This window comes from Halomonas jincaotanensis, from assembly GCF_018448785.1.
GTDB lineage: Bacteria > Pseudomonadota > Gammaproteobacteria > Pseudomonadales > Halomonadaceae > Halomonas > Halomonas jincaotanensis.
Genome location: NZ_JAHCLU010000006.1, coordinates 210,005 through 225,503, shown reverse-complemented (window position 1 = coordinate 225,503; position 15,499 = coordinate 210,005). Strand labels below are relative to the sequence as shown.

The following is a 15,499-nucleotide window of genomic DNA, read 5'->3' as shown; positions in this document are numbered from 1 at the left end:
GTTCCGATGAAAGAGCACTGATAAAAAACGGACAATCTAAAGTGATGAAATCCGGACAGCCTTCATTGGCGTTGACACCCGCCATCGATGTTTCTATCCGCGCGACCCGTGCGGGCCGCGACGCGCGTAATAGCCTTCCGCCCGCACGATGAGGGGTTTCTATCCGCGCGACCCGTGCGGGCCGCGACAACACTGTTGGATCGACGCCGGCCAGGTTGCCGACGTTTCTATCCGCGCGACCCGTGCGGGCCGCGACCAGTTGAAGGGCGCACTCACCCGCAAGATAAACCGTTTCTATCCGCGCGACCCGTGCGGGCCGCGACGCCGTAATCTGAGCCTCGCCATCACTATCCGAATCGTTTCTATCCGCGCGACCCGTGCGGGCCGCGACTCAGCGCGGTCTGGGCGGCGGTGCGCATCATCTCCGTTTCTATCCGCGCGACCCGTGCGGGCCGCGACCAGACCGCCGCGTCTGTCGAGCATGGCCCGGTCGTTTCTATCCGCGCGACCCGTGCGGGCCGCGACGGAATACGCGATCACAGGGGCGGCTTATACGCTGTTGTTTCTATCCGCGCGACCCGTGCGGGCCGCGACAGGAGGGTCGGAAGCCCGCCAGTCCTCTCCAGTGTTTCTATCCGCGCGACCCGTGCGGGCCGCGACAAGACGAGCTTTTTGGCGCCGCCCATCGGCTGATGTTTCTATCCGCGCGACCCGTGCGGGCCGCGACGGTCCCCTCCGATGTCGTCCAGTGCCCGGTAATGTTTCTATCCGCGCGACCCGTGCGGGCCGCGACCATCGTGGGCGAGGGCGTTGACGCGGGTCGTCCTCTGGTTTCTATCCGCGCGACCCGTGCGGGCCGCGACACCAGTCCACGATTGATGACTTTGAGCAAGATATAGTTTCTATCCGCGCGACCCGTGCGGGCCGCGACCAGGTTTTGTGTTGTACTGGATCGAGGACGTGCTAGTTTCTATCCGCGCGACCCGTGCGGGCCGCGACGAATGTAGCTCAAGCTCGTAGCGCGTCCAAGGCGTTTCTATCCGCGCGACCCGTGCGGGCCGCGACTGCCGTCCGGTGACGAGGATACTGGCGTACCTGCTGTTTCTATCCGCGCGACCCGTGCGGGCCGCGACACTACCGCATCGACGTGGTGGTAAGCGTCGATGACGTTTCTATCCGCGCGACCCGTGCGGGCCGCGACCCGGCCCCGGCCAGCGCGGCGAGCTGTTCGAGCAGTTTCTATCCGCGCGACCCGTGCGGGCCGCGACTGCTTCTTTATAACTCATTGATAGCTTAGGCGAAATCATCATCACCTAGCGAACCCACACGTTTTATAGGCATAGGAGTACTGCTAATCACAATGTCAGAGGAAAAGACAATAAAAACATATTGTTAAAGAGCCGCGAACCTGCCCGTAAAATACCGGACACTTGTGGTTCGCAAGCGCGCCGGGAAGTCAGAAAACGAGGGGCCCGTTCATATCGAGGGAGGGCTTGGCACCAATATGTTCGATGCGACTCTTCCAATTCCTACCGAGAAAATAGAAACGCAAGCTATCGACATCATCATCTATCAGGTCGATCAGCCTTTGACGAACACGCACCCATTGATCGGGATCAACTTCGATCTCGAAAACCGAGAATTGTACGCGCTGCCCCACATCACGACAGGCCTTCGCGACACGACGCAACCGCCCCTCACCACCATCAGAAGAAGTGCTAACGTCGTAGCTGACCAGAACCATCATTGCCTCTAACTCCTTATCGACAACCTATTTCCACAGGAAGGGTGGGTATGCATCCAAGTCTCCACGCAAATGGCGCGCAAGCAGTTGGGCTTGTAATAGAGGCAATAGTCCAATCGGCGCCTTCTCATCGATAAAGGCATGTTGAAGTTCTTCACGCTTCCGCTCCTGGTAGGCTGTTAGCACGATTTTACGTGCCTCATCCGCCAGGACTACCCCACCGCTTTCTGCGATAACGAAGTCCTTTTCCCTTAATTGACGACGATTGACCAATGACAACGCCAAGCGGTCCCCCAATAGCGGGCGAAATTCCTCGGCAAGGTCTAATGCCAGGCTGGGCCTGCCAGGCCTATCGCGATGCAAAAAGCCCACGGCAGGGTCCAGCCCGACGCTTTCTAACGCGGAGCGGCAGTCGTGAGTTAGCAGCGTGTAAAGAAATGATAGAAGAGCATTTATACGATCCCGCGGTGGGCGTCGGTTGCGACCACTGAATCGGAAGCCCTCACCCTCATGACGAATCAGCTGATCGAAAATACTAAAGTGGACTTGCGCGGCCTCGCCTTCCAGTCCACGCAGTTCGTTGGTCGTCTCGGTGCTCAATAAATTGCGTGCGATACGCGTCATCCTCGTACGGGCTTGCTCGAGTCTTAGACGATCCGCTTCAGAAAGCTTCGCGCCATAATCACGCAATCCTCTTGCTAACACAGCGCGCTGATTATGCACTTTACCTATTAGTACACTGCGCACAACTGCTGCACAGCTGACGTCATTATCGCTCACACGATACTGAGTTCGCCGTAGCAACACATTACCGGATACCGGCCCTTCGATACGTGCAAGAAACTTTCCATTGGGTGATAAATGGGTGATGGTCACGCCCTGCTCGGCACAGAAACCCATTAGCGGCGGAGAGATCAACACGCGCCCAAAGCAGACTAACGATTCAAGCATGTGAATTGGCAGTCGAGCACGCTCCTTGCCTTCAACCTGCATGACAATATTAGCGCCATCTTTCTTTAGCCAAGCACCTTCTGTAGATATATAGAGCGAGTTGAGTTGACGGCGCATGCGGTTCACTCATCCAAGGATTGCAATTGATTTGCCAGCCAACGGCTCGCCGAGCGCTGCTTCCCCATTACTTGCGGTTGGCAGATATCGATCAATGAACAGCGGTCGCAACGCTTAGGCTCATAAGTGGCAGGTGGTGTGCAGTTGACATCGAAGAGATCTCGGGTGTCAGCGATGACGCCCTGGGTCAATTCTCGTAACTCATCATCGAACACGACGACTTTGCGTCGTCGCGTCTTGCCATAGTAGAGCGCGCCTTGCTCGATCCCGACGTTTAGCATTTCTTCCAGACACAGCGCCTGTGCACAGAGCTGCACTTCATCGGCGCGATGGGTCTTGGGCCGACCACGCTTGTACTCAATAGGTCGGATCACAGCAGTTTGCTGTGACTCATCGAACTCGACAACATCGGCAACCCCGGTCAAACCCAGCGCCTCACTGACCAGCGGAAGTGCCATGGCGGTATGAATGCCCCTTCGACGCTCATGGCCTAGGTGGTCGGCACGCTCATGGAGGATACGTCCCTCCGCTGTGTAGCGATTTTCCGCCCACTGCTGCTCCAGGTGGATCAGTGCGCACTGGCGTGGGCAGAACAGCAAGTGCTGCAGCGCCGAGATCGGGATTAGGCGAACGTCATCCTCCATTCCAATCGCCTATAGCTTCTCTTCGACGCTGACGCCGGCCGGCAAAGCCTCTGCATCGACAGAGACGCGATAGTCGCTATAGTGACGAGCCGGTGTATCCTCCTCGCCTTCGACACGTTCGACTTTCACGCTATCGAACAAGACATGCGCCGGGGCATTGCCCATTGGATGATCATGTTTGAAGACGATCAGCTTGCGTGATGACATCTCGCCCCGGGCAGCGGAACGGTCATGCTCGAACATATTAATCAGCGATCGCCATATCAGATCGAGATCATCATCCGAAAAACCGGTTCGCTCGGCGAGTTTGGCCGATATGTAACCATGTGCCCGATAGAGCCCATAGGGAATAATGTGCTTGCGGCCCATGGTACGATTATCCCCGCGCTGCTTTTCAGCTTCAGCGTCAGTAGTTACTGCCATTCGTGTGATAGAAATTTCCATAGGCACAACTGGGTCGATAGAACTTGCGAAGGCCATCTGCACTGGGCCACGCACCTGACCCGAGTTGACTCCAGTCGTCATCACAGCACCAAAGGTACGCACGTCGAAGAAGTTCCGACACATCCAAGCAGTCAACTCACGCGCTTTGGCCTCGTCTTTAGGTAGCTTTCCTTTTTCTACCTCAACACCAATAGCGTCATATGCTTTTTTATGCTGCTGGTTGAGTACAGCTTTCTCCTGCATATAGATGGCGTAGCCGGCGTCTTCTTCCTTCTCCAGAGCGACGTAGTTGCGGATCTTGCGCTTGAGGCAGACATCGGTCACTAGACCTTGGTTGGTCTCTGGGTCCAGCCTGGGCAGGTTGCCGGCATCCGGGTCACCATTGGGATTGCCGTTAGTGACGTCGAACAGCAGCACAAATTCGTAGCGGTTAGTGATGGCACTCATTCTGACTCTCCCTGCTCATCTTCTGCATTTTTAGCGGCGCTATCTTTCTTGGCAAAGCGGGCTTGAGACTGATGGTAATAACCAATCGCAAAACGCCCCTGGTCTTCAATGCGAAAGCTCCTAGGAAACCTGTCGCCCAAGCCGTCGATGATGGAGCCTATCTCGCCCTCAATCTTATGCGCGAGCCCTCCCTTATCCTTCTTTCGCATGTTCGACAAATGATGCTGAACATTACGCAACAGCATGGGGAAGACGCTGGCCGGCGTTGCCGAGGCGGCGCCGTAATAGCGATCACGAATGGTGGCATTCACCTCGTTACCGAGAGCACCACGCTGTGCATTTTCTAATTCGGCAAATAGCCTGCCCAACAAATAGCCTGGATGAGTGGAATGAGGATCGAGACCCACGGGCACCTCCTGAGTGGTTGAGTTCGAATGCACTGCGTGGCGGGCCTCGCGCGCGAGCACGGCCTTGCAGAGTGCGACTCGAATGCCGCTGATTTTGCCGTCATTGCGAAATCGCATGACGATGTTGGTGAGAAGTGAACGTGGATAACGAGAGCCGGTAAGAATGGAGCGCATCAACTCACCAGCGAGCTGTGGAAGCAAATCCTCAGCTTTCGCCCTATCGCCATGAATGGGTGCTGTCTGGAGTGCAAGCCGCCACGTGCCCGGCGTCATTCCCTTCCAAGGGGAGGGCTCTAGTGACATGTCTTGGTGGTGGTGGGCATAGTGCTGAGCCAAGTTCTCCAGGCTATCGATATGCCAGAAACGCACCGATAGGCGTGCCGCGTTAGGCGCCAAACCCAGCACAAAGAACTGGGTGGCCGGTTCCAGCATTGGGTCCAGCTCTGCCAGAGGGCGCCCTTCGGCAACCTGCGCCAGTAGGGTGCCAAGCTTGGCAGCCTCCTGTTCATCGCTGGGCGGTTCGTTGAGCATGGCAAAAAAGCCTTCGGCGGCCTCGGCATGTGCCGTGTCCCTGGCTTTGGCCCAGAATACCACCGTGGCATCGCCAATCTGGAGGCGCTGGCGGTTATCGGCATCGCCCCGAAGCAAATGATTCAGCCCCGTCGAATAGCCGAAGATAGCCGCCTTGGATATCGAGGCGTTTTGATTCTTGCTGTAGCCGTAGGACTCATAGGCATCGCTATTAAATGAAACGAGCGATGCACCAGACGACTGCGCGTCCCTGACACCCCGAATTGCAGGGTGGTCGGTGCCCAACGGGGCAATCTTGCCGGTGATCAGGCACTGCCCCGACTCCCCTTCGCTACTTTCCAGCGCAGCGCCCCATAGCCGACATGCTTCTCGGTTTTCATGCAGATACTGCCGCTGGCCATCGAGCCGGAATATGACATTGGTATCCAATACCTCTTCGCTGTAACCAGGAAGTTCGACGAGCTGCTCCGGCCTCCACTGATCGAGTAGCCTCAGAAAGGCCATCAGATCGGGATCATCGCTCTCACCGAATAGTGCAAACTGACGCGCTGTGAACGCCTCATGCTCATCCACCAGACGCTTGCCTTCACCGTCAGAGAAACCAAGGGCATAGGCGGTCTTATCCCACAGCGGATAGGCATGGATGCCCGAGGTGCGCCGCTTGTCCACAGGCACCTGACAAGAGCTCGGCCGTGGCTTCTTGCCGGTGGTATCGCGTAGATCATCGATCTGTAGCGGCTTCCCCTCTTGGGAAAAAATCAGGCAGAAACTAACTTTCTCACTGCTGAAGCCTGGCAGTGGCACCTTGTCGTCGTCTGCCAGCCGCTGGTAGTAGTCATTGAGAGCTGTAAGGATCATGCCAACGTCTCCTCGAAAGGCGGCACCTTAATCACGCCATCCTGCATCGTGGCCCGAAAAAAGTGTGGCGTCTTGCCGTTGGCGAAGTCGATATCGTGCAGCATATAGCCGAGGTCACGTTCACCGCGTAGCTGGCTATCGGCCAGCGGTAATTCATCTTCCGTTTCGATGAGCTCAAATGCAGCCGGAAATTCCCGGTTACCCAGGCACGGCATATGGAAGCACTGCCCCTGACGGGAGCGGCGGTTGAAGATATCAAGATGTTTGCCAGGCGTATCGCTCTCGTCGGCACGCGAGGTGAATTCGAAGTGCGCCTCGATGACATAACCGACGTCACGCAGGATCGTAGCAGCGCGCTGCTGACGATTCTTGTCGACGTAGTAGGCCACATCGTCGACACGACCTGCCTTCATGGCCTTGGTAACGGTCGAAGCGGGCAGCTTGCCCGCGACTTCATTACGCCGCAGCGATTCGAAGCGGATCGGTTTAAGCACATGAATGCGATCCACACACCAGCGAATTGCTGGTTTCCAGTGGATAGCCTCCAGAATGCCTCGTGCCGCCGACGGGGTAATCACGTCGTAGGACACCCTCTCTACCTTCATCTCAGGCCGCGTAAAGCAAGCCCGCTCCCCCCAGATATGCAGACGAACCCCATATGCCATCTGGTGCTCCTTGTTCTCGGATAATTAGTATTGGCTTTACCAAATATTAGATTCGCCTGAACGAAATGTCGGATTGCTCCAGTTCAGCCCCACTCGCTTGTCATAGAGATCCTCATTAACCAGCACCATAAATTGGTCACCGAACTTATCGGGCTCAACAGCCGCGATGGCACCAACCCGCTCCAGCGCTACGAAGCCTTGCTGCGGAACCTGAACCGTATAGGGCTGCAACTTGCGGGCGATACCCCCGACCCCCTCGGCATACGCCAGCTCTCTCAGAGCACCGCTAGCAATACCGTCTTCATCAACGGGAATGATCACTGCACGCTGGCTGTTCTCAATCATGCGGAATTTCTGTTCGAGGGTATCGAAGGGCAATCCTTCGATGCGGCCGTCTTCTACCAGCTTCAGCAAGCCATGTTTATCCAGCTGCTGAGCACCTTGTTGCCAATACAGCAATCTGAAATAGGCCTCTATCGCCTCCAACGATAGGGGGTCGTCGCTGTGGTGCCTGAGCACTTCCCGAGTCACCTGCGCAAACTTCTTGAGCTCAGGCGGAGGTGCCCACTCATCATTCGCGGTAGCAAACATCGCCACGTCGCTATCCGCCGCAGAGCGCATCCCCTCTCGATTGCAGCGCCCGGCCGCCTGGGCAATGGAGTCCAGCCCAGCCTCAGCACGCAAGACACGGGGGAAGTCGACATCGACGCCAGCCTCTATTAGCGATGTCGATATTACCCGACAAGGCTGGCCAGCCTTGAGAGCTTGGCGTATCTCGACCAGTACCCGGCGCCGATGTACGGCGTACATCGAGGTGGTGAGGTGATAGACGCCAGGATGATCGGCTATCGACTCGAACAGCGCCCGAGCATGACGACGGTTATTGACGATGCAAAGCACCTGATCAGTCGCGAGCAGTTCGTCACGCAACTCCCCATCGTCAAGCGAACCGATATGGCGCACGGAGACGCGCTTAAGGACGCGATAAAGCTTTTTGGGGCATTTCGCAAGTTCGCGCATGTCCCGAAAGCCACCCTGAAAGCTGCGCTCGGGAACGTCGGTTTCGGCCAGCGCCGGCTGGGTCGCCGTGCACAGAACGACGCTGGTGCGATAGTTCAACGCCAACTCATCCAAAGCTGCCACACTGGGTCGCAGCAACGGCAAAGGCATGGTTTGCGCCTCGTCGAGAATCACCACGCTGCCTGCAATGTTGTGCAGCTTGCGGCAACGCGAAGTCTTAGCGGCAAACAGGCTTTCAAAGAACTGCACCGCCGTGGTGACAATGATCGGCGCATCCCAGTTCTCGCTGTCGCGGCGCAGCTTGTCGACGCTATGGCGGTCGCGCTGATTGCCGGCATCGAAGGCGCTGTGGTGCTCCAGCACTGACGCCTCGCCATACTCCCCTAAGGCATCGCGAAACACCGCGGCGTTCTGCTCGACGATACTGGTGAAAGGAATCACGTAGATCACCCGATCCATCCCGTGAGCAATGGCATGATCGAGAGCGAAAGCCAGCGAGGCCAGCGTCTTGCCCCCACCGGTCGGTACCGTCAGCGAAAACCTGCCAGGCGGGAGCTCGGCTTGAGCGCGAACGTGGGAGAGGATCTCACCACGCAGGCGATTGACGTCGCTGTCTGCCTTGAAGGTGGCCAAGCGCTTATCGAGGGCATCACGCAACACGTCCAACGGCGGACCGCCACCACGCGCATGGGGCACGCCTTTTTCATGCACTGCATAGAAAGACTCGGTATCGATAAAATCGGCATCGACCAGACAGGAAAACAACATCCGTACAAGGAAGGCATATTGAAAATAACCCCTGTCGCGACGCGGATGGAAATGTGAGGGTGGCACCAGCGCGTCGGGCAGGGTGATCTCATGCTGCCACTCTGGATCGAGCTGAGGCAGATCCGCTTCCAAACGGTTCTTCAGCGGCGAACGTTCCCCGACGTCGCGACCATTGGCCAGGCCCGCGTGGTGTCCGGCTATTAAGTAGGCAAGCAAATAGCCAAGTTGAGGGTACTTCTCGATGGCAATATGGGCGCCAGCCGTGGAATGATCCACTCGTTCCGGTGAGCCCTCCAGGCGTCTCTGAAAGGGAATGGTATACTTGCCGAGATCATGCAGTAGCCCAGCGGCTTCGCCCCATGGTCCAGCCCCAAAGCGACAAGCCCGTTCAGCAGCGAGGCCAGCAACGGCCTTCAGATGGTTTTCAAGGGTTTGCCAGTCTGATTTTTCTGGATCAGCAGATGAGTGAGCAAAATGCATTTTCCCTGCCACCTCACTTAATGCTTATTTACTAATAGCTAACCACCCCTAAGCTTCCTTTGCTACCTTTTCTCATCTTAGATTTAGCTATGATTCATGTAAGAGAATGCGCACGCTTCTATAGCGCTTATCTCACACGCTGTGCTCTATCTTCTACCAAGCGGCCGAGCTGCGCGGCTCCATTGACAGCTTGGCCGCATGAGCCGGCACAGCGAGTCCAGGAAGACGATCCTCTACACCCACGCATCGACTCAAGATGTGATGAGACAAGCCATGAGAAAAGGTGGTATCTGGTAACATGTCGTTGGCATGGGTTGCCGCCTCCCTTCGAGCTGGCCTACACCGGCAGCTATTCAGTACCGCTGGTCACCCTTTCTTTGCTCATTGCCACGCTGGCTGCCTTCGCCAGCATCAGCCACGTGGAACTCATGCGCTCGACCCATTCCTCATCGGTGCGCCTGCGCTGGCATTTGATTGGCGCAGTGGCGATGGGGGCAGGGGTCTGGACCATGCACTTCGTTGGCATGGTGGCGTTTCGGTTACCACTGGAGGCGATGTATTTCGACCCCACAATAACCGTGCTGTCGGTGCTGCCGGCGATAATCGCCGGCTATATCGCCTTGGCTGTCCTCCAAAACCCGACTCCCAGCGTTGTTGCCACCCTCTCTGGAGGCGCCCTGATGGGGCTTGGCATTGGTGCCATGCATTACCTCGGGATGAGCGGCATGCGTGTCGAGGCGCGCATGCTCTATCAGCCCGGACTTTTTGTACTCTCCCTTATCGTCGCCGTTGCCATGTCGAGTGCCGCCCTCTCGATACCTAGGCTGATGGCGGTTCTCAAACCAGCGAGCCAAATCCGCAGTAATCGTCTCTTGTTCAAGCTCCTAAGCGCTTCGCTGATGGGGCTCGCCATATCCAGCCTGCATTATGTGGCCATGGCCTCGACCGCTTTCCTGCCGCTGAGTGAGGCGCCTAGCGCGATGCCAACTCAGAGGCTGGATGAAACGCTCATCGCAATGCTGGCGGTCATTGCCAGCGTCTTCATCCTGGTGATTTCTACCATCAATGTGATATTTCGATTTCGACTCGACACGTTAGACAAAGTCGCCGAAGCATCAGTGAAAGGGCCAGGCGACTTGAGGATCGTTTCAACAAGATCGTCTCCCGATTGCCGGGCATGGTGTACCAGTTTCAGCTGGCCCCCAACGGTCACATGTCATTTCCCTACGCCATGCGACGGCTTTCAGGGCTACTAACTGGGATGGCCTGTCGATCTGCAATCGCTGGACCTATCTCTTTCATGGGAAATTCCGGCTTAGTGTTCACCCTTTCTCTGCGCCAACCCTCCTGAGCTGAGCGGCAAGATTGGTGAAGACCTCGACTATCGCCTTGTTCGCCTGTGGTCTTGGTTAACCCGTACTATCTGCATCAGTCTCACAAAGCAAGGCACACCTGATGGCCATAAGAGTGCCATCATGCCAGGGTGCCCACTGGTGCATGTCTCCCCTGTCAACGACCCGCAAGGATGCAAAAGGCCATGAACCAACACTTCGATGCAATCATTGTCGGCGGCGGTATGGTGGGCTCGGCGCTGGCCGCCGCCCTGGGCCAGGGCGGGTTCAGCGTGGCGTTGGTGGAGAGCGGCAGCGAGCCGAGCGCCATCGAGGACGATAGCTTCGACCTGCGGGTGTCGTCGTTGAACCTGGCGGCCCAGCGACTGCTCGAGTCGGTGGGCGCGTGGTCGCATATCCCCGCGGAGCGCCGCTGCACCTTCCGGCATATCCATGCCTGGGACATCAGCGGCCACGGCGAGACCCACTTCGATGCCGAGGCGCTACAGCTCGATGATTTCGGTAGCTTCGTCGAGAACCGGGTGATTCGTAAGGCGCTATGGCAGTCGCTGGCAGCGCTGCCCGGCGTGGAGCCCATCTTCGGTGCGCGACCGCTAGCATTGCTCACCGGCACCGAACGGGTACTCGTGGAGCTGGACAACGGCCAGATGCTCAGCGGCTCGCTGGTCGTGGGGGCGGATGGCGCCCGCTCGACGATCCGCGAATTGGCCGGTATCGAAGTCGATACGCGGGACTATGGCCAGCGGGCCTTGATCGTCAACGTGGTCACACAGCTTCCCCAGCAGGACGTCAGCTGGCAGCGCTTCACCCCCCAAGGGCCTCAGGCCATGCTGCCGCTTCCCGGCCCGCATGCCTCGCTGGTGTGGTATGGCGAGCCCGAGGCGACCCGCGAGCGGGAAGCCTTGAGCGACGCGGCGCTGCGTGAGGTGATCGAGCGCGAGTTTCCCGCCCGCCTAGGGGGGCTGAAACGGGTGACGGGCCGCGCCAGCTTTCCCATCCGGCGCCAGCACGCCCGCCACTATACGGCGTCCAGGCTGGCCCTGGTCGGCGATGCGGCCCATGTGATCCATCCCCTGGCCGGCCAAGGCCTGAACCTCGGCCTGCAGGACGTGACTGCCCTTGCCGATCTGCTCACCAACGCCAACCACGCGCATCAGGACCTCGGGGCACCCGGGCCGCTGCGCCGCTACGCCTGGCAGCGCCGCCCGCAGACCCTGGCGATGATCGCCGCTACCGAGGCCTTCCATAGCGTCTTCACCGGCAATGCCACGCTGCGCAACGCCGGTGCCGCCGGCCTGGCGGTGGCTGAGCGGCTCGGCCCGGCCAAACAGTTCATGATGCGCCGCGCGCTGGGGCTTCGGTAGACGGGGCATTGGCCCTGGCTTGCGCCAGCTCCCGGTTCATCATGCGGTCGCTGTAGGCGACGCCATACTTCGCTCGGGACCAGGCGTACATGGCCAGGCCGAGCAGCATCCAGCCGGCGAAGAGGGCCCATTCCACTGGTGCCAGCGCCGACGGGCTTCCCGGCATGTAGAGGCCCAGCATACCGATCGAGAGGATCACTGCGACCACGCCCACCAGCTTGCCGTTGTAGACCTTGAAGGGGCGCGGCATGTCCGGCTCGCGATGGCGCAGCACCAGAAACGACAGCGCCACGAACAAGTAGGCGATCACGATGCCCAGCCCACCGGCGACCACCAGCCAGACCAACGCAGGCCGGCCGAGGAAGGGCGCGATGCAGGAACAGATACCCATCAGGAAGACCGCATTGGTGGGGGTCTTGTGGGTCGGGTGCAGCTTGCCGAGAAACGCCGGCAGCATGCCCGAATGGGCCAAGGCGTAGATGGCCCGTGAGCCCCCGACATAGAAGGCGTTCCAACTGGTCACGATGCCCGCGATACCCGCCAGCACCATCAAGTTGCCCGCCCAGGGCGCCTGGAACACCGCCTGCATGGCGTCGGGTACGGCCAGGGAGCTTTCGCCCAGCGCCTCGGGGTTGAGCATCAGCGAGGTGCCCAGAATGATCAGCGCATACCAGAACACCGCCAGGACGACCGACACCATCAAGATCTTGCCGATCTCCTTGAAGGGCAGATTGATCTCCTCGGCGGCCTGGGGAATCACGTCGAAGCCAACGAACATGAAGGGCACCATGATGATGACCATCATAATGCCGCCCATGACGCCTTCCGAGGTGTTGAACAACGGCTCCATGGTGGCCCGCTCGCCCTCGAAGAGCGCGCCAGTGATGAACATGACACCCACCACCATGATCAATAGGGTCACGATCTTCTGCACCAGCGCGACGGTGCGAATACCGCGGTAATTGACCCACATCATGATCAGCGACCCGATGACTCCCACGGCCACCCAGGTGGCGTTTACTTCCCAGCCGGCGATGGTCCACATGTGCCCGACCGAGTAACCCGGAAACAGGTGCTCAACCACCGTAGGCAAGGCCACCGCCTCGAAGGCCACCACACTCACGTACCCCAGTGCGATCGCCCAGGTGCACAGGAAGGAGGAGAAATGCCCCAGGGCACGATAGCTGTAGACGTGTTCGCCGCCTACCTGGGGCATCGCCGACGCCAGCTCGGCATAGGTGAGGCCGACCAACACGATGGCGAGGCCACCGAACACGAAGGCGGTGATCGCGCCGAGGCTACCGGCCGACTGGATCCAGCTGCCGGTCATCACGATCCAACCCCAACCGATCATGGCCCCAAAAGCGAGTGCAAGAATATCCTTGCGCGCCAGCACGCGTAACAGCTGACTATCCGAAGATGATGCGTTGTCAGTCATGACATTATCCTTTGCTTGTTAGGTGACTGAAGGTGTTGGCGGTACCAATCGCCATTGAAAGGAAATACCCGAGACTGTATCGATTCATCACCGAAAATACTTGTGAGCATTGCAATGCAACAACTCTAGAAGTATCCGTTATTTCAACACTCCTGCCTTGAAAGATATCGAGGCGGAAAGAGCCCCGTAAGTCAGCTAACCTGATCAGTAACTTGCACCTGAGCGGTCTCTTGTCGTGACGCTACCCTGCCTGATCATCCGGCAGGCCAGACGTGGCACCATCAGATAACACGGCAGGAGTCCTAGGAATAACGCTGAGCAAATCCGGGAGGACCCCATGGCGCAGAGCGAATCGACCCCCCTTTCACCCCAGACTCTCCGGGACGTTTCAAGCGATGCCGGACATTCTGTCGGCAAGCGGCCCCTCGCCCCTGTCGTGTCGACTATCCGGGACGAGGAGCCCGAACCGGGCGCGATCATCGACGAGACAGTCCCAGACTCCCCTGAATCGAGCCCGTTCGCTATCTGGGACCAGCGAGCCCATGCGGCCCTCGCCCAGCTGACAGCCGGCATTTCGCCCGCCTCGATCCTGCAGGCCTACGGCGACTGGTGGTTGCACCTGATGCTCTCACCGGGCAAGCAGGCAGAACTTTTTTACGAGGGGCAGCACCAACTGGCTCGCTTGGCCGCCTACCTGCCGAACGCCATGCTGGAACACGAGGGCGGGCTCTGTATCGAGCCGCTCGAGCAGGATCAGCGTTTCGATCATCCGGAGTGGCGGCAGTGGCCGTTCAATCTGCTGCATCAGAGCTTTCTGCTCAACCAGCAGTGGTGGGCCGACGCCATGACCGGCGTCCCCGGGGTCAACAAGCACCACGAGCAAGTGGCCGATTTCGTCACTCGCCAAATGCTCGATATTGTCTCCCCGGCCAACAGTCCGCTGACCAACCCGCGGGTATTAGAGCAAACCGTGAAGCAGGGTGGCCAAAACCTGGTTGACGGCGCCATCCACGCCTTGGAGGATGCCGCGCGTATCGCCTCGCATCGCCCTCCTGCCGGGGCAGAGCAATACCTTCCCGGCAAGACGGTGGCGATAACCCCCGGCAAGGTCGTCTACCGTAACCAGCTCATGGAGCTGATCCAGTACAGCCCAACTACGGACAAGGTCCAGGCAGAGCCCCTGCTGATTGTGCCGGCCTGGATCATGAAGTACTACATTCTCGATCTTTCCTCGCACAATTCTCTGGTGCGCTGGCTCGTCGAGCAGGGCCACACGGTATTCATCATTTCCTGGAAGAACCCAGGAAAGGAGGAGCGCGACCTCGGACTGGAAGAGTACCGGAAGCTCGGCATCATGGAGGCCCTGGAGGCAGTCGAGGCAATCGTTCCCTCACAGCGGATCCATGCCATCGGCTACTGTCTTGGCGGTACCCTGCTATCCATCGCCGCCGCGGCCATGGCACGTGCCCGCGACAACCGCCTGGCGTCCCTGACCCTGCTGGCGAGCATCACCGACTTTGCCAAGCCCGGCGAACTGGAACTCTTCATCGATGACAGCCAAGTGCACTTCCTGGAGGACGCCATGCGCCAGCAAGGGTATCTGGAAGACTGGCAGATGAAGGGCGTCTTCCAGTTACTTCAGTCGGAGGATCTCATCTGGTCGCGCATGGTGTCTGAATACCTCATGGGCGAACGCCTGCCCACCTTCGACCTGATGGCCTGGAGCACCGATGGCACCCGCATGCCCTATCGCATGCACTCGCAGTACTTGCGCCACCTCTATCTCGGCAACGAACTGGCCCTGGGACGCTACCGAGTGGACGACCATCCGGTGCGGCTCAGCGACATCAAGTTACCCGCCTTCATCGTCGCCACACGCAAGGATCATATTTCCCCTTGGCGCTCGGTCTACCGCAACCAGCTGTATCTCCATGGCAATATCACCTTCGTCCTCACCAGTGGCGGTCACAATGCCGGCGTGGTGAGCGAGCCAGGTCATCGCAAGCGGGTCTATCAGATCGCTGACAAGCCGAGGGAGGCCCACCCCACCAATGCCGAAACCTGGCGAGCCGAGGTTCCCGAGCGCGAGGGCTCCTGGTGGCCGGAATGGGAGGCTTGGCTAAGCGAACACTCCAGCGGTATCGTCGACCCGCCGACCATGGGCAATGCGGACAAGGGCTATCCTCCTCTTCAGGAGGCGCCCGGCGGTTACGTTCTCGAGCGTTGATCGCAAACTAAGAAGCTCTCCTGCTGCCGAGTCGATGATTTT

General features: G+C 58.7%; 11 protein-coding genes and 1 CRISPR repeat array. Of the genes, 3 read left to right on the top strand and 8 right to left on the bottom strand.

Features of this window, described 5'->3' with window-relative positions; translation table 11 throughout:
* Positions 1–89: 89 nt before the first annotated feature.
* A CRISPR array of direct repeats spans positions 90–1,268; the repeat unit is 33 nt; unit sequence GTTTCTATCCGCGCGACCCGTGCGGGCCGCGAC.
* A 188-nt stretch (positions 1,269–1,456) separates the two neighbouring features.
* From cas2 to KG088_RS07640, 7 genes are read right to left on the bottom strand one after another with little or no spacing between them, the layout of a single operon-like run.
* A complete protein-coding gene (gene cas2 / locus KG088_RS07670) occupies positions 1,457–1,747 on the bottom strand; it encodes a CRISPR-associated endonuclease Cas2 (protein ID WP_213824900.1) in 291 nt (96 codons plus the stop codon).
* Positions 1,748–1,771: 24 nt separating this feature from the next.
* Complete coding sequence (gene cas1c / locus KG088_RS07665; RefSeq protein ID WP_213824899.1) at positions 1,772–2,812, bottom strand: type I-C CRISPR-associated endonuclease Cas1c; 1,041 nt, start codon at positions 2,810–2,812, stop codon at positions 1,772–1,774.
* Between the two features lie 5 nt (positions 2,813–2,817).
* Positions 2,818–3,456 (bottom strand): CRISPR-associated protein Cas4, encoded by a 639-nt coding sequence (gene cas4, locus KG088_RS07660; RefSeq protein WP_213824898.1) that lies wholly within the window; start codon positions 3,454–3,456, stop codon positions 2,818–2,820.
* A 9-nt stretch (positions 3,457–3,465) separates the two neighbouring features.
* On the bottom strand, positions 3,466–4,347 hold the full coding sequence (gene cas7c, locus KG088_RS07655; protein ID WP_213824897.1) for a type I-C CRISPR-associated protein Cas7/Csd2: 882 nt from the start codon (positions 4,345–4,347) through the stop codon (positions 3,466–3,468).
* On the bottom strand, positions 4,344–6,143 hold the full coding sequence (gene cas8c, locus KG088_RS07650; protein WP_213824896.1) for a type I-C CRISPR-associated protein Cas8c/Csd1: 1,800 nt from the start codon (positions 6,141–6,143) through the stop codon (positions 4,344–4,346). The genes cas7c and cas8c overlap by 4 nt, the downstream gene beginning before the upstream one ends.
* A complete protein-coding gene (gene cas5c, locus KG088_RS07645; RefSeq protein WP_213824895.1) occupies positions 6,140–6,808 on the bottom strand; it encodes a type I-C CRISPR-associated protein Cas5c in 669 nt (222 codons plus the stop codon). Before cas5c ends, cas8c begins: the two co-directional genes overlap by 4 nt.
* Before the next feature lie 36 nt (positions 6,809–6,844).
* On the bottom strand, positions 6,845–9,076 hold the full coding sequence (locus KG088_RS07640; protein ID WP_213824894.1) for a CRISPR-associated endonuclease Cas3'': 2,232 nt from the start codon (positions 9,074–9,076) through the stop codon (positions 6,845–6,847).
* 314 nt (positions 9,077–9,390) lie between these two features.
* On the opposite strand from KG088_RS07640, the gene KG088_RS07635 reads away from it, so the two are divergent.
* On the top strand, positions 9,391–10,332 hold the full coding sequence (locus tag KG088_RS07635; RefSeq protein ID WP_213824893.1) for an MHYT domain-containing protein: 942 nt from the start codon (positions 9,391–9,393) through the stop codon (positions 10,330–10,332).
* Positions 10,333–10,613: 281 nt separating this feature from the next.
* The gene (locus KG088_RS07630) at positions 10,614–11,792 is read left to right on the top strand and encodes a UbiH/UbiF/VisC/COQ6 family ubiquinone biosynthesis hydroxylase (protein WP_213824892.1); all 1,179 of its coding nucleotides are present in this window, start codon (positions 10,614–10,616) and stop codon (positions 11,790–11,792) included.
* On the opposite strand, the gene KG088_RS07625 is transcribed toward KG088_RS07630, so the two are convergent.
* Positions 11,761–13,230, bottom strand: a complete 1,470-nt coding sequence (locus tag KG088_RS07625; protein WP_213824891.1) for an APC family permease — start codon at positions 13,228–13,230, stop codon at positions 11,761–11,763. The genes KG088_RS07630 and KG088_RS07625 overlap by 32 nt on opposite strands.
* 337 nt (positions 13,231–13,567) lie before the next feature.
* On the opposite strand from KG088_RS07625, the gene KG088_RS07620 reads away from it, so the two are divergent.
* Entirely contained in the window at positions 13,568–15,457 is a 1,890-nt protein-coding gene (locus KG088_RS07620; protein WP_213824890.1) for a PHA/PHB synthase family protein, read from the top strand.
* The last annotated feature ends 42 nt before the right edge of the window (positions 15,458–15,499 follow it).